This window comes from Rhodomicrobium lacus (assembly GCF_003992725.1).
GTDB lineage: Bacteria > Pseudomonadota > Alphaproteobacteria > Rhizobiales > Rhodomicrobiaceae > Rhodomicrobium > Rhodomicrobium lacus.
This window is the reverse complement of record NZ_RZNF01000002.1, coordinates 728,395-754,435: the sequence shown is the minus strand read 5'-3', so window position 1 is coordinate 754,435 and position 26,041 is coordinate 728,395. Positions and strand designations below refer to the sequence as shown.

Genomic DNA, 26,041 nt, shown 5'->3' with positions numbered 1-26,041 from the left:
AAACTTGGGCCATCAAATACCAGTGGGCCGAGCGACTATCCCCTAAGCTCAGCTCCCGTCGCCTTCTGCACCTGCGCGACGACTTTTTGCGATACAGCCTCGATTTCGGCCTCCGTCAGCGTGCGGTCGGGCGGCGTGAGCGTCACCTCGATGGCGAGCGACTTCTTGCCCTCCGGCACGCCCTTGCCCTCGAACACGTCGAACACGGCAACGCGGCTGATGAGCGCCTTTTCCGCTCCTTCGGCGGCGCGCAGCACGGCGGCGGCCTCCACGTCCTTGTCGACGAGGAAGGCGAAGTCGCGCTGCACGGGCTGGAAGCCGGAGAGGATCAGCGCGCCCTTGGCGGTGCCCTTCCTGCGCGGCGCGGGCACGGCGTCGAGGAAGATCTCGAACACGGCGACGGAGCCGGAGATGTCGAGCACCTTCAGCGTCTCGGGGTGAAGCTCGCCGAAATGGCCGAGCACGGTCTTCGGACCGAGTTTCAGCGCGCCGGAGCGGCCGGGGTGATACCATGCGGGCGCCTCGCGCGTGACCTGCACGCGGGCGGGATCGAGGCCCAGCGCCTCCAGCACGGCGAGCGCATCGGCCTTGGCGTCGAACACGTCGACCGCCTTGCCCGCGCCGTCCCAATGGCGGCCAGCGCCGCCAAGCCGCGCCGTGCCGGTGCGGACGCCGCTCGCCGCGTTCGCCTGATCCTCCGGCTTCGCGCCCTTGAAGATCTGGCCGATCTCGAACAGCGCAACGTCCTCGAAGCCGCGATTGGCATTCGCGCGCGCGGCTTCGAGAAGGCCGGGCAACAGGCTCGGCCGCATGTCGGTCATTTCGCTGGAAATCGGGTTGGCAAGCTTCAGCGCCGCCGCGCCGCCGCCGAAATGGCGCGCCTCGGCTTCGGAGATGAAGGACCATGTAACGGCTTCGACGAGGCCGCGCGTGGCGAGCGTGCGGCGCGCCGCGAGCACGCGCTTCTGGCTCTGCGTGAGCACGGCGCGCGCGATGCCGGGATCGCGCGGCAGCGGCGTGGACGGGATGCGCTCGGCGCCGGAGAGCCTCACCACCTCTTCCACGAGGTCGGCCGCGCCCTTGATGTCGGGCCGCCACGATGGCGGGGTCACGGTGAAAACCGGGCCGGTGCCGGAGATGGTGAAGCCGAGATGCTTCAGCGCCGCAGCGATCTCCGCGCCGGAGAAGCGCGCGCCGGACAGCTTCTGCACGAGCGCCGGGTCGAACGCCACGGCGGGTTTGCCGGCAGGCGCCGCGCCAGCGGAAACGACTTCGCTCGCCTCGCCGCCGCAGAAGTCGAGGATCAGCTTCGTCGCGAGGTTCAAGCCCTCGATCTGGCTTTGCGGATCGATGCCGCGTTCGAAACGGAAGCGCGCGTCCGAATTGATACCGGTCTTGCGGCCCGTCGCCGCCGTCCGCGCGGGATCGAAATACGCGCTTTCGATGAAGATGGAGGTCGTCGCTTCTGTCGTGCCGGATGCCTCGCCGCCCATGACGCCGCCGAGCCCCAGCACGCGCGCCGCATCGGCGATCACGCACATGGTGCCGTCCACCTCATACGTCTTGCCGTCGAGCGCGACGAAGCTCTCGCCCGCGCGGCCAAGACGCGCCGCGATGGGGCCTTCGAGCCTGTCGGCGTCGTAGACATGGAGCGGGCGCGCGCGGTCGTAGGAGACGTAGTTCGTCACGTCCACCGCCGCGTTGATCGGGCGCAGGCCGATGGCCTTGAGGCGGCGCTGGAGCCATTCGGGCGAGGGGCCGACCTTCACACCGCGCACGAGGCGGCCGACGAAATGCGGGCAGGCGTTTTCCGCGCCTTCCGGCAGCGGCAATTCGATGGTGATGGGGGAGGGGAACGCGCCGCCCTCGAAGCCCTCCGGCGCGGGCTTCAGCGTGCCGAGGCCCGCCGCCGCGAGGTCGCGCGCCACGCCGCGCACGCCGAGGCAGTCGGGCCGGTTCGGCGTAATGGCAATCTCGATCACCGGATCGTCGAGCCCGGCGAAATCCACGAAGCGCTTGCCGACATGCTCCGCCGCCGCCTCGGGCAGCTCGATGATGCCGTTATGCTCGGCGGAAAGCAGAAGCTCGCGCTCGGAACACATCATGCCGAGCGATTCGACGCCGCGGATGCTCGCCTTGCCGAGTGTCACGTCGAGGCCGGGAACGTAGGTGCCGGGTTGAGCGAACACGCCGAGAAGCCCCGCGCGCGCGTTCGGCGCCCCGCAGACGACCTGCAACAGCTCAGTGCCGTTGTCGACCTTCAGCACGCGCAGCTTGTCGGCGTTCGGATGCGGCTCCGCCTCGACGACGCGCGCGATGATGAAGCTTTCGAGCTTCGCGGCCTTGTTCTCGATGCCTTCGACTTCGAGGCCGATGAGCGTGAGCTTCGCCGCGATCTCGTCGAGCGTGGCGTTGGTGTCGAGATGGTCCTTGAGCCAGGAAAGCGTGAATTTCATGGGGAGCGTGCCTGGAAGTGCGTGCCGTTGGATCTGCGCGGGAATTTTGCGAAAGCTTTCCCACGTTCCAGCCGCGCATGCAACAGGGCAGGCGCTTCGTACACTGCCTAGCTGATGAGCCTTGTGCGCAGCAGCGCCCCCTTTTCCTCAAGGATCGGGTAGGCGACCGACACGAAATGCGACGCGATGCGCTTCAGATCGCGCGCGATGTCGAGGTGCAGGGCTGAGGTTTCGAGGCTTTCCGCCCGCCCGATCTGCAAGCGTTTCAGGTGGCTTTCGATCAGGCGGCGCTCGAAGTCGCGCAGATAGACCTTTTCATCGACCAGTTCGCGCGCGCGGCGCTCGTCGCCGTTCATGAATACGCCGAGCGCAAGGCGAAGGTCGGCGATCACCCTGTCCAGCATTTCATCGATCTCGGCCTGCCCCTCCTCGGAGAAGCTGAGGCGGTGCTTGATCTTCTTCGCCGCGATCTCGCGCAGGCTCTTGTCGAGAATATCGCCCGCATGTTCGAGATTGATCACGAAGTCGAGGATCTCCCAGCAGCGGCGCCGGTCCTCGTCCGCAAGCCCCTCCTCGTTGCCGATCTCGATGAGATAGAGCTTGATGGCGTTGTGAAGCGCATCGACGGTGTCGTCGAGCGTCTCGATCTCGGCCAGAAGCTTGCGGTCGTTCATGCCGATCGCAAGCTTGAGATTGCGCAACATCAGTTCGACCGTATCTGCCATGCGGAGCGTTTCGCGCGCGGCGTCGGCCAGCGCGATGCTCGACAGGGCGGGCGGGGTGGACAGCGAGATGTAAAGCGGCGCGCCCGCCTTTTTCGCGGGCACCTTGGGAGAAAGCCGTTTGCAGAGAGCCGCGAGAGGGGTTGTCAGCGGAAGAAACAGGATTGCGACAGCCACGTTGAAGAGCATGTGGAAAGCCGCAACTTCCTCGGCCGGGACGCCGAGATTGCCATCGAGCCAAACCGCGATGCCGGGAAGAAAGGGCAGGGCGGCAACGCAGCCGAGGCTCCGCACGAGGACATTTCCGAGCGCGAGCTGTCGCGAGGCCGGATCGCCCGACGTTGCAATAAGCTGCGGGATCGTGTTGCCGAAATTCGCGCCGAGCACGAAGGCAAGGGCGGCGGACATGGGCAGCACGGATGTTGCGGCAAGGGACATCACGAACAGTACGCTGGCTACACTTGAGTGCGCAGCCCATGTCAATGCGGCGCCGATCAGGAACGTAAGCACGGGATCGCTCGCGAGCGACGAGAACAGGACGCGCAGCGGTTCCGCTTGCTCGACAGGGTGAAGCGCCTCCGCGATGAGCCGCAGCGAAAGCAGCATGAGCCCGAGGCCGATCGCTATCCGCCCCATGTCGCGTGTTCGCGACAGGCCGGCGCGCTTGAAGGCGACGAGGCCGCCGAGCAACAGCACGGGAATGACCGCCGAAATGTCGAAAGTGAGAAGCTGCACGATCAGCGTCGTGCCGACATTCGCGCCGAGGATCGCGGCCAGCGCGAGGGGCAGATCGACGTAACCGGCGCTGAGAAAGCCGGCCAGCATGAAGGCGGTTGCCGTGCTGCTTTGCAGAAGAGCCGTAACGGCTGTGCCGCAGAGGAACGCCTTCCACCTTGTATCGAGCGCTGTTCTCAGAAGGTGGCGAAGCGTCCCGCCGAAGCCGCGCGAGACGCCGGTTTGCACCATATGCAGACCCCAGAGGAGCATGGCGACATAACCGCCAAGCATAAGGAGCAGCTTCGTTCCGGCCACCGCAATCAAGCCTCCCGCAAATGGATCTCTCGCCTGGAGAGGACAATAGAGTTCGTCAGAAGACGCCCGAACACAAGTATTGTTTCACGGGTTCACGGTGCCGTTTTTGATGCGATAACTTTTGATGCCATGACGTGCGGATGGGTGCGGAAATTTTCGCGGCGAACGACGCGCGCCTGAAAAATATAAGTGGGTCGACCCTCGAATTTAAAACGTCTCAAACCTTGCCGCGCTTTGCCTCGACCGCGGCGATAGCGTCTTCCACCGCGTCGAACACGAGCAGCGTGGACGCGTGGCGCGCCTTGTAATCGCGCACCATTTCGAGGATGGCGAGGTCCGCCCAGCGCCCTGATGGCGGTTCGCCGCCTTGTCTCAGCATGCGCCGCATCTGCGCTCCCACCGCGCGAAGCTCCGCTGCCGTCGAGCCGACGATGTTCGCGCCCATGACCGCGGCCGAGGTTTGGCCGAGAAGGCAGGCGCGCACGTCCTGCGCGTAATCCGTCACGCGGTCGCCGTCCATCGTGAGGTCGACCGTGATGCGCGAGCCGCAGAGTTTCGAGTGCGCCGATGCCGTGGCATCGGGGTGTTCGAGACGCCCGGCGCGCGGCATGTTCGCCGAAAGCTCAAGCACTTTTCCGGTGTAGATGTCTTCCAGATTGGTCATCGGTATCCTGAAAATGGCATGCCCGCGCGCCTGAAGCGCGGCCTTGCGGGCTTGCCGCCCTCTCCGTTACGATTATATGCTGTTTTGACGCGACGTATGCAATCGCCGCCGCCGTGAGTGGTTCTTCGTCCGTTTTCATCGATCATGCGGGGCCGCGTTTTCACGTGCGCGCCCCGCGCAGAGGTTCGCTTCATGGAAAGAAATGCGTCAGCGCCGGTACCGCCAACGCGGGAACCGCAAAGCGGCTCGCGTGCGGCGGGTGGCGCAAATCGGCCGTCGCGCGAGGAAGCCGAAGCCGCCGTTCGCACGCTCCTCGCATGGACGGGCGACGATCCGTCCCGAGAAGGGCTGCTGGATACGCCGAAGCGCGTGGTCGATTCCTATGCCGAATATTTCTGGGGCTATGACGGCGACCCGGTGGGTGAGCTGTCGCGCACCTTCGAGGACGTGCAGGGCTACGACGATATCGTCATGCTGCGCGACATCGATTTTGCGTCCCATTGCGAGCATCACATGGTGCCGATCATCGGCGTTGCGCATGTCGCCTACATTCCCGACCGGCGCATCGTCGGCATTTCGAAGCTGGCGCGTGTGGTCGACCTGTATGCAAAGCGTCTTCAAACGCAGGAAACGATGACGGCGCAGATCGCCGATTGCATTCAGGAGACGTTGAAGCCGAAGGGCGTCGCCGTGATGATGGACGCGCTGCATCAATGCATGACGATGCGCGGCGTTCACAAGAAGGGCACGACGACCATCACAACGCGGTTCACGGGCATTTTCAGTGAAGACAAGGCCGAGCGCGAACGCTTCCTGCAGCTTGTGAACGGCGCGCGCGTATTGACCGGCAGGTGAGAAGAAAAATGAGCCCCGACAGCAATCTTTCATTCGCCGCCCCCTCTGCCAGCAAGGCTGAGCTTGAGGAAGGCACCGCCTTCACGCCGCGTTTCGACGAGCACGGCCTGATCGGGGCCATAGTGACCGACGCGGAAAGCGGCGGCGTTCTCATGTTCGCCTTCATGAACGCGGAGGCGCTGCGGCTCACCATCGAGACCGGCGAGGCGCATTTCTACAGCCGCTCGCGAAAGTCGCTCTGGAAAAAGGGCGAGACGAGCGGAAACGTGCTTCGCGTCCGCGAGCTTCTGACCGACTGCGACCAGGATGTGCTTTGGGTGAAGGTCGAGCTTCAGGGCGAAGCCGCGTGTCATACGGGCCGCCACTCGTGCTTTTATCGGCGCGTCGAGGCTGACGCCGACCGTGTCGCTCTCGAATTCGTTACAAGATAAGCCGCTGCGAAAAAAAGGTTTAACCCGTTTCTATCGCAGGATCGGTTACAGTGCGGAGACACCGGTCGAAATGAAGGACCAATGTCGAGCCACCGACCAGCGAACCACACGACTGTCGTCAGAACGTCGCACTTGCTCCTTAAATCCCGTTCCTCATCCCTAGAGGTGGCGATTCACAAGCGGGACAGGGCATGAGAAAGGCGCAGGTCGGACTTGCTCTCGGAGGTGGCGCGGCGCGCGGGCTTGCCCATATCGGCGTGCTCGATGTGCTGATCGAAGCCGGGTTCGAGCCGGACATTGTTGCGGGCACATCCATCGGCGCGGTCGCGGGAGGGTATTACGCGGCGGGACAGCTCGCCGACCTGAAAAGTTTCGCGCGCGAGATGACGATGCGCAAGCTGATCCGCTATCTCGACGTCAATCTCGCGGGTTCGAGCCTCGTGTCCGGCAAGCGGCTGGAAAAGACGCTCGCTTCGCATATCGGCGATCTTCACATCGAGGAGCTGCCGAAGAAATTCGCCGCCATCGCAACCGAACTCGGCACAGGGCAGGAAGTGTGGCTCACGAAGGGGTCGCTCGCGGCGGCGCTTCGCGCGTCCTACGCGCTGCCGGGCATCTTCAAGCCTGTTCGCATCGGCGGGCGCTGGCTCATGGACGGCGCGCTCGTCAATCCGGTCCCCGTGACGGCGGCGCGCGCGATGGGCGCAAACTTCGTGATCGCGGTGACGCTTCATTCCGGCCATTATGTCCGCAACACGCTTTTCCCGATCGAGGCGGAGGCGTCTTTCGACCAGCGGGCGGAACGCACCGACGTCGATGAGCGCGTGAAGAAAAGTCGTTTCGCGCTTGTGCGGCGGCAGGTGTGGGGCGGGGGCGGGCGAAAGCGCGACCGTGACCGCGACGCTTCGCCCGGCATTCCGCGCGTCGTGCTCGAAGCGTTCAACATCACGCAGAACCGCATTGCGCGCTCAAGGCTGGCTGGCGATCCGCCCGACGCCACCATTCAGGTTCATCTCGACGGGATCGGGCTGTTCGACTTTCACAAGGCGGAACTTGCCATCGAGCAGGGGCGTCTCGCGGCGCAGCGCTATCTCGCGTCGCTCCGGCGTGAGGGCGTGGATCGACCGAGCCTCAGCGCCTGAGGCTTTCCAGGCGTCGCCAAAGGCGCTCGCCTTTGGCGTCCCAGATGCCCGCGCCCTTAGCTTCCGTCGTCTTGGCTCGTTGCTCAACTGGCGGCAAAATACTGCCGCATCTGCGCCGCCTCTGCTTCCGCCACCTCAAGCTTCGCCTTCACCACGTCGCCGATGGAGACGATGCCGACGAGCCGCTCCTTCTCCGTGACGGGGACATGCCGGAAGCGATGCTGTGTCATCTCCTCCATCACCCAGTCGATGCTGTGATGCTCGGAGCAGGTGGAGACGGGGCGCGTCATGTGATCGGCCACCGTTTCATCGAGCGAGGCCGGTCCGCGCTCCGCGAGAATGCGCACGATGTCCCGTTCCGACACGATGCCGAGCACGCGATGCTGTTCGTCAACCACGACGACGGCGCCGATCCGGTTGGCGTGAAGCAGACGAACGACCTCGAAAACCGTTCGATTCGGCAGCACGCTGAGGACGGTGCGGCCCTTGCCTTTGAGAATTCCTGCAACGCTCATGGTATTCCTCCCAGAATACGGTCGCGGCGAGTTTGATGCCGCGGTGCCCGCCGCATTTTTGCGTTTCGGGCAACTCTCATGATGCGCGCGAAGCGGGAAACGCGCAAGCAGATGCCGACCGCGCACTCGTTTCAAAGGGTTTTCGAGGGCTTTGCCGCGCAAAATCTCGCCCCAGCGGAGCCGGTCGCAATGACGAGCTTCCCGCATTCGAGCGCCGGGCGCGAATTATCTCGAATGTGACCGGAACCCTGAAGCCGCGCGCGGGTTATTCACGCGAACCGATGACGACGGCATCCTTGCCCCCCAGGTCCCGTCCCCGCCGTCGTCAAAGGAAAAGGCCGGTGTCTTAACGCCAAGGCACCGGCCTATTTTTTTACTTTGGGTCGGCGCTGCGCCACCGCTCTGGCGATCTCGACGATCAAACGCTGGTCGACACGAGCCCCGCGCGAAAGCGGCGCGCATTGGCCCTATACCCGGCAGCCGACCGTTGAAACCCCTCGATCTCCGATGCTGTGACCTCCCGGGCGATCTTGCCGGGAGCCCCGAGCACGACGGAGCCCGCCGGAATCTGCTTGCCCTCTGTGATGAGCGCGCCGGCGCCTATAAGGCAGTTGTCGCCGATCACGGCGTGATTGAGGATTGTCGCGCCCATACCGATGAGGCAGTTGTCGCCGACCGTACAACCATGAAGCGTAACACGGTGACCGATGGTGCAGCCCCGGCCGACACGCACGGGCGCGCCGAGATCCGTGTGGATCATCGTCATGTCCTGAATATTCGTGCCGTCGCCGATCTCGATGGGATCGTTGTCGCCGCGCAGAACAGATCCGAACCACACCGAAGCCTCGCGGCCAAGGAGAACCCTGCCGACAAGCACGGCTGTCGGCGCGATCCAGAAATCGCCCTCGGGCGGCAACTCGGGAGAAATACCGTCGAGGGCGTAGATCGCCATGGCGCGCCTTCCTACTCTTTCAGATCGTCTTCGAGGATCGCCATCTGGAATTGATAGCTGACTTCATCGTCTTCATCGTCCTTGTAGATGACGCCGATGAACTCCTCCTTCACGAACACTTCGACGGAATCCTGCTTCTTCTGGCGTTTCTTGACCTCGATGGCCTCCAGACCGAAAGTCTTCCTGAGGTATTTTTCGAGGGCCTTGATTTCTGCGGGCGTCATGGTGTGCCTGTCTGTTCGGCGCTTTCATCGAAGCAGCCGCAATCTCCGTTCAGCGCTTGATCCATCATTCTGGATGGCTGCGCGCAGCCCGCTTCGCCTACCACTCTCGCAGGCACTCCCGCAACAGTCGTTTTCGGCGGCACGTCCTTGAGCACGACGCTGCCGGCCGCGATGCGCGCGCAGTCGCCGACATGAATGTTGCCAAGGATCTTCGAGCCCGCGCCGATCATCACGCCGCGCCCGATCTTCGGATGTCGATCGCCCGTTTCCTTGCCGCTGCCGCCAAGTGTCACCGCATGCAGAAGCGAGGTATTGTCGCCGACCTCCGCGGTTTCGCCGATGACTATTCCGGTCCCGTGGTCGAACATGATGCCACGCCCGATTTTCGCGGCTGGGTGGATGTCGATGCCGAAAGTGCGCGACGACTGGCTTTGCAGATACATCGCGAAGTCTACGCGCCCCTGATGCCACAGGATGTGCGCGAAGCGTTGCGTCTGGAGCGCATGAAAGCCCTTGAAGTAAAGCAGCGGGTCGATGAGGCGGTTGCAAGCGGGATCGCGGTCGAAGACGGCTGCGAGGTCCGCGCGAAAGGCCGCCAGAAGTTCGGGACGATTCTCGACCACGCCCGTGAAGGTCTGCCGGATGAGGTCGGCGTCGACGTCCTCGTGGCCGAGACGCTGCGCCAGTCTCTGACACACGGCCTGTTCGAGGGAACGCTGATTGAGAACGTTCGAATAGATGAACGCGGTCAATTCCGGTTCCCGGCGCGTGATGTCATGCGCTTCGGCGCGGATCTGTTCCCAGATTGGATCGCATGCAGCTACGCCCGCGACCGTGCTCTGGCGATGCGTCTTCAACATGATGCGGTATGCCCCTTAGCGGACGTTTGGCGCGAGTTTAACCGATAGCGCGAAGCTGTGCAAAGTTTTGCCAGCCATGCACATTGCTCGGAAAATAATCATGGCTTCTCCCGCAGGAAGGCCAGCACACCGTCCTTGAACACGCGGTCGCCGACAGCCTTCATATGATCTCGGCCCGGAATATCGAGCGCACGCGCGCCGGGGATCGCCTCCGCGAGCGGTTGCGCCGGTCCTGCGATGGCGTCCACGGTGCCGACCGCGACGAGGACCGGCATTGTCAGCCTCGCCAGGTCTTCGCCGGGGATGCGGTCGCGCGAAGCCTTGATGCAAGCGGCGAGCGCGCGCCGGTCGCTTTTCGTGTTGTCCGCAAAGCTGCGGAAGCCGCGCGCGTTCGCGTCGTCCACGGCCGCCGGATCGTCGGCCAACAGCGCTTCCGCGATGGGTTCGGGATCGCCGACGCCGTGGATCATGTTCGCGCCGAGCCCCGCGAAGATCGCTCGCCTCACACGTTCGGGATGAGCCAGGGCGAGGAAAGCCGCTATCCGCGCGCCCATCGAATAGCCCATCACGTCGGCGCGCGCGATGCCGAGGTGATCGAGCAGCCGTCGCGCATCTTCCGCCATCACCGGGCCCGTGTAAGCGTCGGGCTCGTAAAGCTTGGCGCTTGCGCCATGGCCGCGATTGTCGAGCGAGATCACGCGAAAGCCGTTGCCGGTCAGCCACCGCACCCAGCCCGTGTCCTTCCAGTTGGTCGCGGCGTTCGACGCGAAGCCGTGGATGAGCAGGATCGGGTCGCCTTCGCCGTCGACGGTATAGGCTATGTCAACGCCATCGGATGAAAATACGCGCATCAAGGTCTCCAACCCGGTTCCGCGACATTTCGGCGATGGCCGCGAAAAAGTAAAGCAGCCGTTGAGCAAGATCGAACCGAAGCGCTACACGGGGAGGAAGTCATCGCCAGCATATCGTATCTTTTTGCACCGTTCACCGCCCGCGTATCGGGTCCTTCAGGGCGGAATTACCGGTTTCCATCAACATTGCCGCAAGCTACGGTATCGTCGAGGCAAGCAGGAGCAAGCGGGTCACATGCACGGGCACGATCACGGTAGCGGTCACGGTCATTCGCACGCTCACGGCCATGCGCACGGCCACACCCATGCCCCGCAGAACTTCCAGTCGGCCTTTGCCATCAGCGTGACCCTGAACATCGCGCTCGTCGTGGCACAGGCCGTCTACGGGGTGATCGCGAACTCCGTGGCGCTCATCGCCGACGCCGGACATAACCTCTCCGACGTGTTCGGCCTGCTCCTTGCCTGGGGTGCCGCCACGGCGGCGAAAAAGGCGCCGACCGAGCGCTTCACCTATGGCTATCGCTCGACGTCGATCCTCGCCGCGCTTGCCAACGCCATCATTCTCCTGATCGCCGTCGGTGCCATCGCACTGGAGGCAGTGCGGCGGTTTTTCTACCCCGAGCCGGTCGCGGCGGGTGGCGTGATGATCGCCTCCGCCATCGGTGTGGTGATAAACGGCGGCACGGCGCTTTTGTTCATGCGAGGGCGGCACGGCGATATCAACATCCGCGGCGCCTATCTGCATCTTGCGGCGGACGCGGGCGTTTCAGTGGGTGTGCTGCTGTCGGCCTTCGTGATCTGGCAGACGGGCTGGATGTGGATCGACCCGGCGGTGAGCCTTGCCATCGCGGGCGTCATCGTGGCGGGCACCTGGGGGCTGTTGCGCGATTCGGTGAACATGGCGTTGCAAGGCGTGCCGCCCGGTATCGATCCGGGCGCGGTGCGACGCCACCTCGAAGCGCTGCCCGGCGTTGCCTGCATTCACGATCTCCACATCTGGGCGATGAGCACCACCGAAAGCGCGCTGACCTGTCATCTCGTGATGCCAGGAGGGCATCCGGGCGACGCGTTCATCGCGCGCGCGGGCCAAGACTTGCACGCCGGTTTCGGCATTCAGCATGTCACGCTGCAGATCGAGTACGGCGATGCCGAGTCCTGCGCGCTCGCGCCGGATGATGTCGTTTGAGGCGGCCGCTAGGCCAAAGAAAAGAGGCTCGGAGCCAACGCCAGACCCCGAGCCAATCCGTCCTTTTGGGAGGGGCGGACGGAAACCGTTGCGAACTATGCCGCCGCGCGGAAGATCGCCTCGATCTCGGCCTGGGTTGCCTGTTTCGGATTGGTGAAGCCGCAGGCATCCTTCAGTGCGTTGGTGGCGAGTATTGGCACATCCTCGTCCTTCATGCCGAGTTCGGTGAGGCTCGCCGGGATGCCGATATCCGTTGAAAGCCGCTGGATCGCATGGATGCACGCATCCGCGCCCTTCTCGTCCGACATGCCCGTGGTATCGACGCCCAGGGCGTGTCCCACATCCTTGAGCCGCGTTGCAGCGACCTGCGCATTGTACCTCTGAACATGCGGCAGCAGGATTGCGTTGCAGACGCCGTGCGGCAGGTCGTAGAAGCCGCCGAGCTGATGCGCCATCGCATGCACATAGCCGAGCGATGCATTGTTGAACGCCATGCCCGCCATGAAGCCCGCGTAGGACATCGCCTCGCGCGCGGCGAGGTTCTGCCCGTCGGCGACCGCGTCGCGAAGGTTGTTCGAGATGATAGACACGGCTTTCAGCGCGCAGGCGTCCGTGATGGGCGTGGCGGCGATGGAAACGTAGGCCTCGATGGCGTGGGTCAGCGCGTCCATGCCGGTGGCGGCGGTCAGCGGCGCGGGCTTGCCGAGCATCAGCACGGGATCGTTGACCGAGAGGATCGGCGTCGTGTGCCGATCCACGATGGCCATCTTCACGTGACGGTCCTCGTCGGTGATGATGCAGAAGCGCGTCATTTCGCTCGCCGTGCCCGCCGTGGTGTTGATCGCGATCAGCGGGAGCTGCGGCTTGGGCGATTTGTCGACACCCTCGTAATCCTTGATGCTGCCGCCGTTGGTGGCTGTCAGCGCAATGCCTTTCGCGCAATCATGCGCGGAGCCGCCACCGAGCGAGATCACCACATCGCAGTCTTCCTGCCGGAGCTGCGCAAGGCCGTCCTCGACGTTCTTCACGGTCGGATTTGGCTGGGCGCCGGGGAAGATCGCGCTCGACACGCCGCGCTCGGTCAGGAGGGAGGCGACTTTCTCCGCCGCGCCGAGCTTGTACATGCCCATGTCCGTAACAATCAGCGCACGCCTGAAGCCCTTGGCCTTCGCGTGATCGGCAGCCCCCGAAAGGCAGCCCGCGCCGAAGAGATTGAGCGAGGGGATGAAAAAAGTGGTTTCCGCCATGATGCGTTTCCTTCCATGAGAGCTTTTTATCCGGCGCACGCTGGTGCGCCGCGCGGCTTCTCCCGTTCTTCAAGGGGCGGGACGGTCGAGCGCCCTGCTGCGGGACCACAAAGCAGGGACCGTGCCATAGTGCTAAGTATCTGAAATAATGTGAAAGTTCTGCGTGTGAACTGTTTCGCCGCGCTGTGGTATTTCGTGACACTGTGCCAGAACGAGACAGGCGCATTTATAAGACTTATGTTTTTCTTGCGCGTTGGCCGCCTTTTCGGTGACAATGTTACCAAATTCAAAGGATGCCCTCGAAGCGCATCCTGACAGGGAGACATGCCGATGGAGAACGCCGCAAAGGGCGCGTCGTCGTTGGATCGCGCCCGCAAGATGCTGGATCGCGGGGAAATTCCGCCCGCCGCCCTCGTTGGCGCGACCGTCTCGCGAAGCTGGGAACGATGTCTCGGCGCGGGGCTTGTTCCGCGGTTCAATGCGGAAGACCGGATTTCCACCTCGCGCCTGAAGGAAACGCTGGAGCGCCGGCGCGAGCTTCTGACGCGCGCGCGTCCCGTCATGGACTATCTCTATGCGCAGGTCCGGGGCTCCGGCAGCATGGTCGTCCTTGCCGACGAGCAGGGCGTGCTGATCGAGGCGCTGGGCGACGCCGACTTCGTGGAGCGTGCCTCGCGCGTTGCGCTCAAGCCGGGTGCGTCGTGGCATGAAACGAGCCGGGGCACCAATGCCATCGGAACCGCCATCGTCGAAGGCGCGGCGGTGCTTGTGCATGGGGCCGAGCATTTTCTTGAGCACAACCGCTTTCTGACGTGCGCCGCCGCGCCCGTGACGGGTTCGGACGGGCGCATTCTCGGTGTCATCGATGTGTCGGGCCATCATCGCGTACGGCATCCGCACACGTCGGGTCTTGTCAGCGCGGCGAGCCATATGATCGAGAATCGGCTTTTCGAACTTCACCACGAGAGCCACATGCGGCTTCGGCTTCATCCGCAGGCGGAAGGCATCGGCACGCTCGCCGAAGGGCTTGTCGCGCTCGCCGAGGACGGCCGCATCGCTGGTGCGAACCATGCTGCGCGCGTGCTTCTCGACCTCCGAGCCGAAGACATCGGAAGCGCCGCGATCGGCGCTGTCCTGTCGCTCGACATGGCGCGCCTTTGCGATCTCGCGCGCCGCCAGACGGGCCGCGTCGAACCCACCGTCAGCCGTGCGGGGCGGCCTCTGTATCTTCGCATCGAACCTGGCAGCCGGATCGCTCCGCCGCGCCGGCGGGAGACGCCGCTTGCCCTGCCGCTTCGGGATCCGCTCGCCGACCTCGACACGGGCGACGAGACGATGAAGCTCGTGATCGACCGGGCCCGCAAGGTGGCGGGCAAGCCGATCCCGATCCTGCTTCAGGGCGAGTCGGGCGCGGGCAAGGAGCGCGTTTCCGCCGCTATCCATGCTTCCGGGCCGCGCAAGGATGCGCCGTTCGTCGCGGTGAACTGCGCGGCGTTGCCGGAACACCTGATCGAATCGGAGCTGTTCGGATATGCGCCGGGCGCCTTCACCGGCGCTCGCCGCGAGGGATCGCCCGGCCGCATCCGCGAGGCGAACGGCGGCACGCTGTTTCTCGACGAGATCGGCGACATGCCTCTTTCGCTGCAATCGCGCCTTTTGCGCGTGCTTCAGGAGCGCGAGGTGGTTCCGCTCGGCGGCGGCAAGCCCGCGAAGGTGGATTTCGCCCTGATCGCGGCGAGCCACAAGCCGCTCAAGGCCGAGGTAGAGGCCGGACGCTTCCGCGCCGATCTTTATTATCGGCTGAACGGCCTTACACTGAAGCTTCCGGCGCTCCGCGAGCGCACCGATTTCGCGGCCATCGTCGCGCGCATGCTCTCGGCGTTCGAGCCCGGCAGGTCGCTGATGCTGGCGCCGGACGTGGCCGCCGCGTTTGCCCGCTATCGCTGGCCGGGCAATCTGCGCCAGCTTTCGAATGCGCTGCTTTTTGCATGCGCCGTGGTCGACGAGGGTGAGGTCATGATCGGCTGGCGGCACCTGCCGGACGACCTGATCGAGGATCTTCAGAACCTCGACACCCCGTCCAGAATGGCGGATGACGCCTGCGCAGCCGACTCGCTTCGCGCCAGCTCCGACATCATGATCGAGCGAGCCGTGCTCGCAAGCGAAGGCAACATGTCGGAGGCGGCGCGCCGTCTCGGCATCAGCCGCAACACGCTCTACCGCAGGCTCAAGGCGTGCCCGCGACCGCGCCCGAAGACGCCGCGCGAAGCCCCGCTACAGTAAGCTCGCGATAATCCAGATAGCCTCAATCATGTCGTCACTTATTCCACAAGGCGCGTGTCATAGGAACGATAGCTCTTGAAGAGAGCCTTTGTGTCGTGAAAATATTGATAAAGCTTAACGCGATATGGATTTATTGCTATACAAGGGCGCGTTGCATCAATCTTGCCGTCATTCCTTCGTAAAAGCTGTTTTATCTGGGAATGCATGTAGCGTTTTTTGCTTCGATTGAAGTAATGATTTATCCAGGGGGCGATGGGCTCCGCAGCAAGGCCATGCAACCCGATTGCATCCGCCAAAGCAGACTGTTCCAGTGTACGCTGCCAATCGCGCGTGGGAAGAATATCATCAATGATGTGAAGTGTGTCTTCGATGAGCGCTTCACCCCAACCTGAACGAACGCCGATCACGCCGCTATTGCATTCAAAGCAGGTCCGATTTCCCGTATGGCGGTCCTGATGCGGAAACGGCTTCGTCACCCGCTGCGCATAGGCAGGTGCCGTGGCATTGCTTATTTCGTGCACGATGGGCCCGTTGCCTATCCTGTCGCGGATAGCGCGCACGAAGCCAGGCAAAATGAACGTGTCCGTATCCAGAAAAACACAGATGCCGCCAAATTGTTTCATGGCATGAAGCATTATCCATGGCTTCGCTCGGAAGACATAGGAATGCGGCCCCATCATTTCAGCCATGACCGCACTGACATCTTCTACCTGAACAGGGATGTTCTTATAATCTGCAGGAACATTCGTGTAAACGACAATCGAAGAATTATCATCGAGGTCGGCTCGAAGGGTAGAGATACTATACAAAGCTTCCAGATACAGGACGCGCGGCTCTGACGTCGAAAGCCCGCCCTGCTTCGCAAGATCCAGATATAAAAATGTGAGCTTATCGCTATTCATCTCATCACAGCCTCTTGCCTGATCACTAGGGTTTATGGGGGAAGCATTCATCGTGCAATCGAAAAGCCGTGAGCACGCAGGCCTTGAGATCGGGGCCAGAGCCAGACTCTTTGACACGCAGGAAACTGGCGGCGCGCGCAGGGCGGCCCGCTTTTGTTGCGGTAAGTCGGAGGCGGCGCGTCAGCCGCTACAATAGCTCGCGGCGGTAACGGCTCAGCAGCCACAGGAAGAACGGCCCGCCGAGCGCGCTCGTGAGGATGCCGACCGGCAGTTCCGCGGGCGCCACGGCGGTGCGCGCGATGAGATCGGCCGAGACGAGCAAGAGCGCGCCAAGAAGCGCAGATCCCGGCAACACGACGCGATGATCTGCGCCCGCAAACAGGCGCACGATGTGCGGCGCGGCAAGGCCGACAAAGCCGATGATGCCCGAGACGGCGACGGCCGCGCCTGCGCCGAGCGCCGACAGCAGGATGACCTGATTTTTGAGGCGCCCGGCGTTCACGCCGAGATGCTCCGCCTCGCGCTCGCCAAGCAGATAGACGTTCAGAACCGGTGCCAGCCGCAGCAGGAGGACGGATGCCGCGATCATGGCGACGGCGGCGGGGATGAGGCTCGCCCAGTTCGTGCGTCCGAGGCTGCCCAGCGTCCAGAACGTCACCTGACGAAGCTGTTCGTCCGTGCTCGCGAAGGAAAGATAGCCGAGCGCCGCGCCCGCTATCGCATTGATCGCGATGCCCGCGAGGATCAGCGACGAGCCGGACAGCGCTCCCGCCCGCCTAGACAGCGCGTAAACGCCGAGAAGCGCAGCCATGCCGCCGCCGAACGCGGCAACGGGAAGCGCGAACGGTCCCGCGATGGCAAGCGCTCCCGGCATCACCGCGTTGCCCAGCACGATCACGAAAGCGACTCCGAGCGCCGCCCCGCTCGATACGCCGATGATACCGGGATCGGCCAGCGGATTACGGAAAAGCCCTTGCAGCGCCGCGCCCGACAGGCCCAGCACCGCGCCCACGCACAGCCCCAGAAAGAGCCGGGGCAGGCGGATGGACTGGACGATTTCGCCATAGGGCCCCTGCGCCTCGTGGAAGGGCGAGAGTGCGCCGAAAACATCGCCGAGCGGGATCGGCACGGCCCCGACGACGAGCCCCGCGAGGGAAGCGACGCACAGCCCCGCCGCGAGGCATACGAGAAAAAGCCGCCTCGTCCTGATCTGCGCCGCGCGCATGTCGCGGATGCGGGCACTCACTTCTATGGCTGCGCTTGTCACAACGCTTTCTTCTCCGCCGCTTTCTCGCGGATGGCGTGGGCGAAATCGGACAGCGCCTGCGGCAGGCGCGGGCCGAAGCTCAGGAGATAGCTGCCTTCGCGGCCGAAGATGCGCTTCTCCTTCGCGGCGGGGGTGAGCCGGAGCGCCGCATTGCTCGCCACCGCGTCGACGCCGCCCATCTGTTGCAGCGTCTGATCCATCAGTCCGATGGCATCGGGAGAGGCTGCCGCTGCCGCTTCGAGCGAAATCGGCTTGTAGCCGGTGTGCGCGGCGAAGACATTCTCACCGCCCGCGAGCCGGATCAGCGAGTCGGCTGCGGTGCCCGTACCGGCGGCCATCGGCGGCCCGCTGCCAGCGGTGATGATGAAGAGAACGCGCGGGTGGCCGGGCAGGTCCGCGATCTCGGCTTTGACCTTCGTCAGGTCTTGTACAAGCCTTGTCGTGAGTGTCGCCCCCGCCGCTTTCGCGTTCAGCGCGTCCGCGATGGTCGTCACCTTCTGGATCAGGCCCTCGGCGCTGTGCGGATCGGGGACGCGTACCACGCGCACGCCCGCGGATTCGATCTGTTTCAGCACCTCGGCGGGGCCTGCCCCGGCGGCAGCGATCACGATATCGGGCTTCAGCGACAGCACGCCTTCCGCGCCGAGCTGGCGCATGTAGCCGACATCGGGCAGGGCGCCGGCCTCGGCTGGATATGTGGAGGTGGTGTCGCGGCCGACGACGCTGCTTCCTTCGCCGAGCGCAAACACGATTTCTGTGACGTCGCCGCCGACTGTGATGACACGCTTGCCGCCGTCGGCCGCCCGGACCGGGGAAAGCGCGGTCGCCAAAAGAGCGGCCATAAGCAAAAGGAGCCGCGATACAGGCTTCATTCGAACCTCTCTACGCTGCATCGAAAAGGGGAAGGCTGGCGGCTATTTCGAGCCACGCCGGGGACTGGAACTGGTCGGAGCTTTGTGCGCCGAAGACCCGCGCGATGCGAAGCCCTCGGGCGTCGAAAAGGTCGAGCGAGGTAAATATCCCGTCGGCGGAGGGCTCGCGCGCTACCCATGCGGAGTCGATGGCCGCTTCATGCAGGTGCATGTTGAAGCGTGGATCGAGGATATTGTACCAGGGGCCTGTCGCCATGACCTTGGAGATTGGCCCCGTGTAACTCTGGATCGCGCCGGAATTGCCGACGACGACGCCGATGGGCGTTGCCGTTGCCGCCGCCCTTTCGAGAGCGGCGCGGAGCGCGCGCGGGGCAACGCGGGTACGGTTGCCGGGCGTTGGATCTGGTGGCGCAAGGCGGGCAGGCGTCACGTCGAGTTCGTTCGATTGCTCGGCGTGCATGAAGCGCCCGACGATGGCGTCGAAGGCCGCGCGGTCTGTGTTCTCGGTCTGGTAGACCTTGTGCACCGCCGTGCCATCCGCGTCGAAAAACTGAAGGCTGGTCATGATCATGCCCATCTCGCCTTCGTCGGTGAGCTTGTAAGCGTGGCGCCAGTGGCCAAGGAAGAGCTGAAGCTGCAATCCCTCGCCGCGCACGCTGACGGCGTCGCCATCGATGGCGACGGTTTCGAACGTGCCGTGCTTCTCGTGGACGCAATGCTCGTTGCGCGTAAGCGCCAGCACCTCGCCGACGCCGGATAGCGCGTGAACGATGTCTGCGAAATCGGGTTCTAGGCGGATGGCCTCGTGCCCGACTTTTGCCGCCACAAATTCCGCCTCGCTGACGCCGAGACGCGTGGCGGCGTCGCGTGCGCGAAGTTTTTCCGCTTCCCTCAGACGAAGCATGGCTCCCCTGAGTGCGCCGCCCCGAAGCCGCTCGCCACGGGCCGGAATGCCGTCCTCCAACATCCGGTCCTCCTCCGCCTGAATCTTGCCGGAGTATAGTCCGCGGCGAAGGGGGTATTCAATGGTAAATATCTAATTTAGAACGATAATATGTTTAATATGAGCCAGATGCGCGATGGTAACGAAGCGGCCGGAAAGCAGCAATGAAGTGTTTAACTCGCGGCGGGGCAGCTCTCGCCCGGGCTTTTTTCACGGATGGACCTCGCGCGGAGCCGTCGCGGTATAAGGCGCGGCGTCGCCCCCAACCGCCGGTTGGCGGTCGCTCGATCTCCTGCTAAAGCGGAGCCAGGCGAAGCGCGGGAGGCTCGGCGATGGACCTGATGGCGATTGCATTTCCGTTCAACGACCCCGTGGCGGTGCATATCGGGCCGCTCGGCATCCGCTGGTATGGCCTTGCCTACATGGCGGGGCTGCTGCTCGGCTGGCTCTACATGCGCCGTCTCTGCGGAAACGAACGCCTTTGGGGCGGCCCGTCGCCGATGACGCCTTATCAGGCCGACGACTTCCTTTTCTGGGCGACGCTCGGCACCGTTCTGGGCGGGCGGCTCGGCTTCTTCCTGATGTACGAACCGACAATGCTCCTGCACGATCCGCTCCGCTTTTTCCGCCTCTGGGAAGGCGGCATGGCGTTTCACGGCGGATTGCTCGGCGTGGGCGCGGCGATCTGGATTTTCGCGCGCATGAACCGCATCCCCGTGCGCTCGCTGATGGACCTGTCGGCGGCGGCAGTGCCGTTCGGGCTCTTCTTCGGGCGGCTCGCGAATTTCATCAATGGCGAGATTTACGGGCGGCTCACCGATGTTCCTTGGGCGGTGGAGTTTCCCGCGCGCGTGCTGCTGGCGGGCGACGCCGCCGGGCCGCGTCACCCGACGCAGCTTTACGAGGCAGCACTCGAAGGTCTCGCGATGTTTTTCCTGTTGCGCTACTCCACGCATACGCGGCTTGCGCTGCAACGGCCGGGGCTCGTGACCGGCGTCTTTCTCGCGGCTTATGGGGTGTTCCGCATCGTCGCGGAGTATTTCAAGGAATGGGACTTCGGCCAGTTCTTCACGACGGCTTATTTCTCGGAAGGCGTGGTGTATTCGCTGCCGATGATCGCGCTGGGAGTTTTGTTCGTGGCGACGGCGCGGCGGGGGAGGGGGAAGGAGCCGGCACCTGCATGAAGCGGGCTCGCTGATCTTATTCGCGAGAGGGTCCGGCGCGTTCGAGCGAAGGAAGCTTCGGGGCACCGTTCTTGCGAACAACGTCGGCTTTCTCTCCTCTCCTAGACGATCGAATGGTGACTTGACGCGGGCCGATACAAGAACGCTTTGGGCTCTCCGGCGCGCCGTTACGCGAAAGCAACCGGTACGCTTCGCCGCCGCCACCTGATCGCCTATATATGGACGGCAGACGCTCCCTTTCTCCGGGAGCGGCAGCGATAGCCACCCGCCAACCCGGCCATTCCCGCAGAACAGTTCGCCATGCCGCGCCCATGATCATTCCTCTCGTCGTTGCCTGCGGGCTGTTCATGGAAAGCCTCGACGCGACGGTCATTGCCACGTCACTGCCAGCCATCGCGGCGAGCCTCAACGAAGACCCGATCACGCTGAAGCTCGCGATGACGAGCTACCTTCTCAGCCTTGCCGTGTTCATCCCGATTTCCGGCTGGGTGGCGGACAGGTACGGCGCGCGCAGGGTTTTCATGGCGGCTATCGTCGTCTTCGCGGCGGGATCGATGCTGTGTGGACTGTCGAACGGCCTGCCCGAGTTCATAGCCTTTCGCATCCTGCAAGGAATTGGCGGGGCCATGATGGTGCCGGTTGGCCGGCTCCTGATCCTCCGCTCCGTGCCGAAACATGAGTTGATCCGCGCCCTGGCATGGCTGACGATCCCGGCGATGTTCGGCCCGGTGGTCGGGCCGCCCCTCGGAGGTTTCATCACGACCTATCTGGACTGGCGCTGGATCTTCTACGTGAACGTGCCCATCGGAGCGCTCGGCTTGTTCCTGTCGTGGCGTTTTTTCGAGAACATACGCGAGGAGCGCTCGCCACCGCTCGACAGGACGGGCTTCGTTCTATCCGGCCTTGCGCTGGCCGCCATCGTGTTCGGGCTCGCGCTTCTGGGCGAGACTCACGAGTCCATGCTGACGGGCGCGGCCATGACGTTGGGGGGCGTCGTTTTCGGCGCCGCGTATGTGCGTCATGCTTTTCGCGTCGACAACCCGGTGATCGACCTCAGGCTTCTCGGCATTTCCACATTCCGCGCCGGGGTGATAGGCGGGTCGGTGTTCAGGATCGGGATCGGGGCAATGCCGTTCCTTTTGCCACTGATGCTGCAACTCTGTTTTGGGCTTTCGCCGTTTCAGTCGGGCATGCTCACGCTTGCAGCGGCGGCAGGCGCGCTCGTCATGAAGACGACGGCACCGGTGATCATCCGGCGATTCGGGTTTCGCAATGTGTTGATCGTCAACGCCGCCATCAGTTCGGCGTTCATCGCTCTGTCGGGCTTTTTTACCGACGCGACTCCACACGCCGCCATTGTGGCCATTCTGCTCGCGGGCGGCTTCTTCCGTTCGCTGGAATTCACAGCCATCAATGCATTGGCCTATGCCGACATCAAGCCGTCCCAGATGAGCCGCGCGACGAGTTTCGCGAGCGTGGCGCAGCAGGTTTCGCTTTCGCTCGGCGTCGCTATCGGAGCGCTCGTTTTGCAGGCGTCACAGGCGACGAGGGGCGAGCCCACGCTGACGCAGGCCGATTTCGCAACGTCATTCTGGGTCGTGGCGGCCCTATCGGCACTTGCGACGGTGTGGTTCTGGCGATTGCCCGAAGGAGCCGGGGCATCGCTGTCTTACCGGCCGGAAACCGACCGCGAGGCAGACTCCGCGAGCGGCGTGCATGTCGCGGTGAAACACGATTGACAGTCGAAGGACGGCGCCCTGCGTCAGGCGGAAAGGCGCTCCACCATGGTTTCGACGCCGAAAAGGAACATCCCCGAGCCGCCGATGAGAATGTGGGACACCGTCGCCGCCATCAGCGAGTTGGTGCGGGCGAAGATCCATCCCCATAAAATGCCGGGCAGGAATGCGGCAAGCGCGAAGGCGAGGCTGATATGCGCATGCGCCGCCGCGAACACGAGGTTGGACGCGAGGATGGAGGCCCAGCGGCGTTTCAATTCGCTCCCGTGCAGAAACGCGTAGAGCGGTGCCTGAATGCCGGAACGCGCGACGAACTCCTGCATCGGGGTCAACAACAGATAAACCGCAAGCGCGACCCAGTACCACGCCGAACCGCTCCCCAGATGCCCATCCACCTGAACGTCGGCCCTGTCGATAAGGGGGAGGTCCGCAAAGCTCTGCGTGCTGCTGATGAGCAGCCATTTCACGGTGATGAAGAACAGTATGAACATCGACGACACGCGCAGCGAATACGCCAATGCCGGACGCCAGTTGCGGAGCTGAAGCCCGAAGAAGCTCAGCGGAAAGCCGCTTGTCGCGATGATGGGTATGAAGGAGAGGCTGAAAAGCAGGATGATGAGCGGCGAAAGCGCGAAATTTGCATGCGCCACGCTTTTGAAGGCCGGCAGGAAACTCAGCGTCAGCGTGTAGAAGGACAGAAGACACAACGTGGTGACGACGATGTGTCCGACGCCGTTGCGGTACGCGGAGAATTCGTTTTCGAGCTGCAGCGTGTTCACACGCAGGGTCACCGACTCATCGGCATGGCGGGCGATATGGTGGCGAAGCTTGCTCGTCACGATCTCCCTGAGCCGCCTTGTGCGGCGGAGCCGTGCCGAACCGCTGAGGTCGAGCACCGCCACCGTCGCCTCGACCGTCGCCGTGAAGGTCAGCGCGCTCGGCTTTCCGTCCACGAAGGAGAGTTCGCCGAAGATGTCGCCTCGCCGCATCAGGCCGATCTCGTATGACGTGGGCACCCCTTCGATGGGCGACAGCCCGAGCTTCGTGGCGGCCACCTGACCTTCGATGACGATGAAAATCTTGCCGGGATTTCGTTGCCCTTCGGCCAAGATCTCCCGACCCGGCTTGAAACGCTTATACTTTACGTGGGGAAGAACGAGCCTGATTTGCGCACGCGAAAGGCTCGAAAACAGAGCATTTCTGGGAATCTCGATAGTGTTGTTTCTTACCCTCGCGTGAAGGCGAGGCAGGGCCGGGGCGGCCAGTGTATTTGCCAATTCAACCATATGCTCCCAAAACCGCTCTTCAGATTCAGTCTATCGATTTTCTCCAGTGTATGCTCTTCAAAACCGCGTAATGATAAAACGATCCCGCAGTGCATGCCTGTTATGCTTTCGTATGCTACTGAGGGTAGCTGAATCGAACAGGCTTCGCGTTTCACATTTCATTACAATTGGACATGACGACCGCCCGGGCAACACGCGGTCCCGGCGGCGCGCACAAAAAAGGCCGGGAAAGCCCCGGCCTTTTTGCTCGATCTTTTGACGCGGTACGCTACCGGCGCAGATCCGGCGGCACGGCCTCGGCCGCGATCCGCGCAACGGCCTCGTCGAGCGGCAGCGTCTCCTGCGCCTGGCTGCCGAGCCTGCGCACGGACACGGTCCGCTCTTCCGCCTCGCGCTTGCCGACGACGAACAGCACCGGCACCTTCGCAAGGCTGTGCTCGCGCACCTTGTAGTTGATCTTCTCGTTGCGAAGATCGGTTTCGGCGCGAACGCCCGCCGCCGCCAGCGCCGCCTCCACCTCGCCCGCATAAGCATCGGCGTCGGAAACGATGGTCGCCACCACGGTCTGAACCGGCGAAAGCCACAGCGGCAGATGTCCGGCGTAGTTCTCGATCAGGATGCCGAGGAAGCGCTCCAGACTGCCGAACAGCGCGCGGTGGATCATCACCGGCGTATGCTTCGCGCCGTCCTCGCCGATGTAGAACGCGCCGAGCCGCACAGGCAGGTTGAAGTCGAGCTGGATCGTCCCGCATTGCCATTCGCGGCCGATCGCGTCGCGCAGCGTGTATTCAAGCTTCGGGCCGTAGAACGCGCCTTCGCCGGGGTTCAGCGTGTAGGGCTCGCCCGCCGCTTCCACGGCGGCCTTCAGCGCGGCCTCCGCCTTGTCCCAGACCTCGTCGGAGCCGACGCGTTTCTCGGGACGCGTGGACAGCTTGATGGCGACGTCCTCGAAGCCGAAGTCGCGATAGATCGACAAGAGGAGGCTGTTCAGATGCACGCACTCTTCCGTGATCTGCTCGGGCGTGCAGAAAATGTGCGCGTCATCCTGCGTGAAGTGGCGCACGCGCATGATGCCGTGGAGCGCTCCGCTCGGCTCGTAGCGGTGCACCTTGCCGAACTCCGCGATGCGAAGCGGCAGGTCGCGGTAGCTCTTCAGCCCGTTCTTGAAGATCTGGATATGGCCGGGGCAGTTCATCGGCTTGCAGCAGAACACGCGCTCGTCGGGCGTCTCGGTGACGAACATGTTCTCGCCGAACTTCTCCCAGTGCCCCGATTGCTCCCAGAGCTTGCGTTCCATCATGTCGGGCGAATTCACCTCGACATGGCCGCTCGCGTGCTGGCGGCGGCGCATGAACGCGATGAGCGCCTGGAACACCGTCCAGCCTTTCGGGTGCCAGAAGACCGAGCCCGGCGCCTCCTCCTGCAAGTGGAACAGGTCCATCTCGCGGCCGAGGCGGCGATGGTCGCGCTTCTCGGCTTCCTCCAGCATGGTGAGGTACGACTTGAGCTGCTCGTCGCTCGCCCAGGCCGTGCCGTAGATGCGCTGAAGCTGCTCGCGGTTCGAATCGCCACGCCAGTAGCTTCCCGCGAGGCGCATCAGCTTGAACGCCTTGCCGACTTTGCCCGTCGAGGGCAGATGCGGGCCGCGGCACAGGTCGAGCCAGTCGCCCTGTCTGTAGATCTTGAGATCCTGACCCTCGGGGATGGCATCGATCAGTTCGACCTTGAAGCCCTCGCCTTCGGCGGCGAAGAAGTCCTGCGCCTTCTCGCGAGACCACACTTCCTTCACGAAGGGCTTATCCGCCGCGATGATCTCGCGCATCTTCGCCTCGATCTTTTCGAGGTCGTCGGGCGTGAAGCTCTCTTCGCGGTAGAAATCGTAATAGAAGCCGTTTTCGATGACGGGGCCGATGGTGACCTGCGTGCCGGGAAAAAGCTCCTGCACGGCCTCGGCCATCACGTGGGCGGCGTCGTGGCGGATGAGTTCCAGCGCTTCGGGGTCGTCGCGGGTGACGATCTTGACGCGCGCGTCGGCCGCGATCGGGTCGGCGAGGTCCGCAAGCTTGCCGTCGAGGGCGACCGCGACGGCCTTTTTAGCGAGCGATTTCGAGATGGATGCGGCGAGTTCCGCGCCGGTGATAGCGGCGTCGAAGGAGCGTGCGGAACCGTCGGGAAACGTCAGCGTGATCATGGTGTGCCTCTCACTCCCGCCTACTTGCGCGGGTAAGATGTTGGGATGCCCCCGTATTGGCTTCTGCGCCGCGCGATGTCAAGGGCGGGGGGCGACAATCAAAAAGCACTTCTCTCTTAAGTGCGCTCGTTCCGCACCGCTTACAAAGCCGGGCACAGACGCGCCCGCCCCTTTAAATTCCGCGCGACCGGGCCGAGTTAAGGCGCTATAACCTGCGGCAGAACGCGCAGGGACAGGACT

The 26,041-nt window shown here is 63.7% G+C and carries 22 protein-coding genes; 7 read left to right on the top strand and 15 right to left on the bottom strand.

Translation table 11 applies throughout. From position 1 onward, the window contains the following. Positions 1 to 35: 35 nt before the first annotated feature. From pheT to EK416_RS04280, 3 genes are all read right to left on the bottom strand, one after another. Positions 36 to 2,456, bottom strand: coding sequence for a phenylalanine--tRNA ligase subunit beta (gene pheT / locus EK416_RS04290; protein ID WP_127076232.1), 2,421 nt, complete (start codon positions 2,454 to 2,456; stop codon positions 36 to 38). A 107-nt stretch (positions 2,457 to 2,563) separates the two neighbouring features. After that, entirely contained in the window at positions 2,564 to 4,210 is a 1,647-nt protein-coding gene (locus tag EK416_RS04285; RefSeq protein ID WP_127076231.1) for a Na/Pi cotransporter family protein, read from the bottom strand. Positions 4,211 to 4,427: 217 nt separating this feature from the next. Then, positions 4,428 to 4,874 carry an iron-sulfur cluster assembly scaffold protein gene (locus EK416_RS04280; protein ID WP_127076230.1) on the bottom strand — a complete coding sequence of 149 codons (447 nt, stop codon included), beginning with the start codon at positions 4,872 to 4,874 and terminating at the stop codon, positions 4,428 to 4,430. A gap of 192 nt (positions 4,875 to 5,066) precedes the next feature. On the opposite strand from EK416_RS04280, the gene folE reads away from it, so the two are divergent. From folE to EK416_RS04265, 3 genes are all read left to right on the top strand, one after another. Continuing rightward, positions 5,067 to 5,729 carry a GTP cyclohydrolase I FolE gene (gene folE, locus EK416_RS04275; protein WP_127076229.1) on the top strand — a complete coding sequence of 221 codons (663 nt, stop codon included), beginning with the start codon at positions 5,067 to 5,069 and terminating at the stop codon, positions 5,727 to 5,729. A gap of 8 nt (positions 5,730 to 5,737) precedes the next feature. After that, complete coding sequence (gene hisI / locus EK416_RS04270) at positions 5,738 to 6,160, top strand: phosphoribosyl-AMP cyclohydrolase (RefSeq protein ID WP_127076228.1); 423 nt, start codon at positions 5,738 to 5,740, stop codon at positions 6,158 to 6,160. Positions 6,161 to 6,351: 191 nt separating this feature from the next. Then, complete coding sequence (locus tag EK416_RS04265; RefSeq protein ID WP_127076227.1) at positions 6,352 to 7,302, top strand: patatin-like phospholipase family protein; 951 nt, start codon at positions 6,352 to 6,354, stop codon at positions 7,300 to 7,302. An 83-nt stretch (positions 7,303 to 7,385) separates the two neighbouring features. On the opposite strand, the gene EK416_RS04260 is transcribed toward EK416_RS04265, so the two are convergent. The 5 genes from EK416_RS04260 to EK416_RS04240 form a co-directional block, all read right to left on the bottom strand. Further along, positions 7,386 to 7,817, bottom strand: coding sequence for a CBS domain-containing protein (locus EK416_RS04260; RefSeq protein WP_127076226.1), 432 nt, complete (start codon positions 7,815 to 7,817; stop codon positions 7,386 to 7,388). Between the two features lie 418 nt (positions 7,818 to 8,235). Then, positions 8,236 to 8,769, bottom strand: a complete 534-nt coding sequence (locus EK416_RS04255) for a gamma carbonic anhydrase family protein (RefSeq protein ID WP_127076225.1) — start codon at positions 8,767 to 8,769, stop codon at positions 8,236 to 8,238. 11 nt (positions 8,770 to 8,780) lie between these two features. Continuing rightward, a complete protein-coding gene (locus tag EK416_RS04250) occupies positions 8,781 to 8,993 on the bottom strand; it encodes a DUF3126 family protein (RefSeq protein WP_127076224.1) in 213 nt (70 codons plus the stop codon). Next, positions 8,990 to 9,856, bottom strand: coding sequence for a serine O-acetyltransferase (cysE, locus tag EK416_RS04245; RefSeq protein WP_415189174.1), 867 nt, complete (start codon positions 9,854 to 9,856; stop codon positions 8,990 to 8,992). The genes EK416_RS04250 and cysE overlap by 4 nt, the downstream gene beginning before the upstream one ends. A 95-nt stretch (positions 9,857 to 9,951) precedes the next feature. Continuing rightward, a complete protein-coding gene (locus EK416_RS04240; RefSeq protein WP_127076222.1) occupies positions 9,952 to 10,704 on the bottom strand; it encodes an alpha/beta fold hydrolase in 753 nt (250 codons plus the stop codon). Between the two features lie 235 nt (positions 10,705 to 10,939). Here EK416_RS04240 and EK416_RS04235 point away from each other — a divergent pair, with 235 nt between their 5' ends. Beyond that, positions 10,940 to 11,890: a cation diffusion facilitator family transporter gene (locus EK416_RS04235; protein WP_127076221.1), complete on the top strand. Its 951-nt coding sequence runs from the start codon at positions 10,940 to 10,942 to the stop codon at positions 11,888 to 11,890. A 95-nt stretch (positions 11,891 to 11,985) separates the two neighbouring features. Here EK416_RS04235 and yiaY read toward each other — a convergent pair whose 3' ends face one another. Continuing rightward, a complete protein-coding gene (gene yiaY, locus EK416_RS04230; protein WP_127076220.1) occupies positions 11,986 to 13,137 on the bottom strand; it encodes an L-threonine dehydrogenase in 1,152 nt (383 codons plus the stop codon). Between the two features lie 330 nt (positions 13,138 to 13,467). Here yiaY and EK416_RS04225 point away from each other — a divergent pair, with 330 nt between their 5' ends. Further along, positions 13,468 to 15,420 carry a sigma-54-dependent Fis family transcriptional regulator gene (locus tag EK416_RS04225; protein WP_245433928.1) on the top strand — a complete coding sequence of 651 codons (1,953 nt, stop codon included), beginning with the start codon at positions 13,468 to 13,470 and terminating at the stop codon, positions 15,418 to 15,420. A gap of 38 nt (positions 15,421 to 15,458) precedes the next feature. Here EK416_RS04225 and EK416_RS04220 read toward each other — a convergent pair whose 3' ends face one another. The 4 genes from EK416_RS04220 to EK416_RS04205 form a co-directional block, all read right to left on the bottom strand. Then, on the bottom strand, positions 15,459 to 16,373 hold the full coding sequence (locus EK416_RS04220) for a hypothetical protein (RefSeq protein WP_164729849.1): 915 nt from the start codon (positions 16,371 to 16,373) through the stop codon (positions 15,459 to 15,461). A gap of 136 nt (positions 16,374 to 16,509) precedes the next feature. Then, entirely contained in the window at positions 16,510 to 17,589 is a 1,080-nt protein-coding gene (locus EK416_RS04215; protein ID WP_127076217.1) for a FecCD family ABC transporter permease, read from the bottom strand. Then, positions 17,586 to 18,461, bottom strand: a complete 876-nt coding sequence (locus EK416_RS04210; RefSeq protein WP_164729848.1) for a heme/hemin ABC transporter substrate-binding protein — start codon at positions 18,459 to 18,461, stop codon at positions 17,586 to 17,588. Before EK416_RS04210 ends, EK416_RS04215 begins: the two co-directional genes overlap by 4 nt. 10 nt (positions 18,462 to 18,471) lie before the next feature. Next, complete coding sequence (locus EK416_RS04205) at positions 18,472 to 19,428, bottom strand: ChuX/HutX family heme-like substrate-binding protein (protein ID WP_127076215.1); 957 nt, start codon at positions 19,426 to 19,428, stop codon at positions 18,472 to 18,474. A gap of 308 nt (positions 19,429 to 19,736) precedes the next feature. Between EK416_RS04205 and lgt the strand changes: the two genes are divergently transcribed. Together lgt and EK416_RS04195 are read left to right on the top strand one after the other, a co-directional pair. Then, entirely contained in the window at positions 19,737 to 20,588 is an 852-nt protein-coding gene (gene lgt, locus EK416_RS04200) for a prolipoprotein diacylglyceryl transferase (RefSeq protein ID WP_127076214.1), read from the top strand. 311 nt (positions 20,589 to 20,899) lie between these two features. Next, on the top strand, positions 20,900 to 22,327 hold the full coding sequence (locus EK416_RS04195; protein ID WP_127076213.1) for a DHA2 family efflux MFS transporter permease subunit: 1,428 nt from the start codon (positions 20,900 to 20,902) through the stop codon (positions 22,325 to 22,327). A gap of 23 nt (positions 22,328 to 22,350) precedes the next feature. Here the strand turns inward: EK416_RS04195 and EK416_RS04190 are convergent, their stop codons facing one another. Next, on the bottom strand, positions 22,351 to 23,610 hold the full coding sequence (locus EK416_RS04190; protein ID WP_127076212.1) for a CPBP family glutamic-type intramembrane protease: 1,260 nt from the start codon (positions 23,608 to 23,610) through the stop codon (positions 22,351 to 22,353). Positions 23,611 to 23,878: 268 nt separating this feature from the next. Then, on the bottom strand, positions 23,879 to 25,801 hold the full coding sequence (thrS, locus tag EK416_RS04185) for a threonine--tRNA ligase (RefSeq protein WP_127076211.1): 1,923 nt from the start codon (positions 25,799 to 25,801) through the stop codon (positions 23,879 to 23,881). Between the last annotated feature and the right edge of the window lie 240 nt (positions 25,802 to 26,041).

What these genes read in the sequence shown, in the direction of transcription:
- pheT (WP_127076232.1), bottom strand. Translation starts at nt 2,456, where the DNA reads ATGAAATTCACGCTTTCCTGGCTCAAGGACCATCTCGACACCAACGCC.
- EK416_RS04280 (WP_127076230.1), bottom strand. Translation starts at nt 4,874, where the DNA reads ATGACCAATCTGGAAGACATCTACACCGGAAAAGTGCTTGAGCTTTCG.
- folE (WP_127076229.1), top strand. Translation starts at nt 5,067, where the DNA reads ATGGAAAGAAATGCGTCAGCGCCGGTACCGCCAACGCGGGAACCGCAA.
- hisI (WP_127076228.1), top strand. Translation starts at nt 5,738, where the DNA reads ATGAGCCCCGACAGCAATCTTTCATTCGCCGCCCCCTCTGCCAGCAAG.
- EK416_RS04265 (WP_127076227.1), top strand. Translation starts at nt 6,352, where the DNA reads ATGAGAAAGGCGCAGGTCGGACTTGCTCTCGGAGGTGGCGCGGCGCGC.
- EK416_RS04260 (WP_127076226.1), bottom strand. Translation starts at nt 7,817, where the DNA reads ATGAGCGTTGCAGGAATTCTCAAAGGCAAGGGCCGCACCGTCCTCAGC.
- EK416_RS04255 (WP_127076225.1), bottom strand. Translation starts at nt 8,769, where the DNA reads ATGGCGATCTACGCCCTCGACGGTATTTCTCCCGAGTTGCCGCCCGAG.
- EK416_RS04250 (WP_127076224.1), bottom strand. Translation starts at nt 8,993, where the DNA reads ATGACGCCCGCAGAAATCAAGGCCCTCGAAAAATACCTCAGGAAGACT.
- EK416_RS04240 (WP_127076222.1), bottom strand. Translation starts at nt 10,704, where the DNA reads ATGCGCGTATTTTCATCCGATGGCGTTGACATAGCCTATACCGTCGAC.
- EK416_RS04235 (WP_127076221.1), top strand. Translation starts at nt 10,940, where the DNA reads ATGCACGGGCACGATCACGGTAGCGGTCACGGTCATTCGCACGCTCAC.
- yiaY (WP_127076220.1), bottom strand. Translation starts at nt 13,137, where the DNA reads ATGGCGGAAACCACTTTTTTCATCCCCTCGCTCAATCTCTTCGGCGCG.
- EK416_RS04225 (WP_245433928.1), top strand. Translation starts at nt 13,468, where the DNA reads ATGGAGAACGCCGCAAAGGGCGCGTCGTCGTTGGATCGCGCCCGCAAG.
- EK416_RS04220 (WP_164729849.1), bottom strand. Translation starts at nt 16,373, where the DNA reads ATGAATGCTTCCCCCATAAACCCTAGTGATCAGGCAAGAGGCTGTGAT.
- EK416_RS04210 (WP_164729848.1), bottom strand. Translation starts at nt 18,461, where the DNA reads ATGAAGCCTGTATCGCGGCTCCTTTTGCTTATGGCCGCTCTTTTGGCG.
- EK416_RS04205 (WP_127076215.1), bottom strand. Translation starts at nt 19,428, where the DNA reads ATGTTGGAGGACGGCATTCCGGCCCGTGGCGAGCGGCTTCGGGGCGGC.
- lgt (WP_127076214.1), top strand. Translation starts at nt 19,737, where the DNA reads ATGGACCTGATGGCGATTGCATTTCCGTTCAACGACCCCGTGGCGGTG.
- EK416_RS04195 (WP_127076213.1), top strand. Translation starts at nt 20,900, where the DNA reads ATGATCATTCCTCTCGTCGTTGCCTGCGGGCTGTTCATGGAAAGCCTC.
- EK416_RS04190 (WP_127076212.1), bottom strand. Translation starts at nt 23,610, where the DNA reads ATGGTTGAATTGGCAAATACACTGGCCGCCCCGGCCCTGCCTCGCCTT.
- thrS (WP_127076211.1), bottom strand. Translation starts at nt 25,801, where the DNA reads ATGATCACGCTGACGTTTCCCGACGGTTCCGCACGCTCCTTCGACGCC.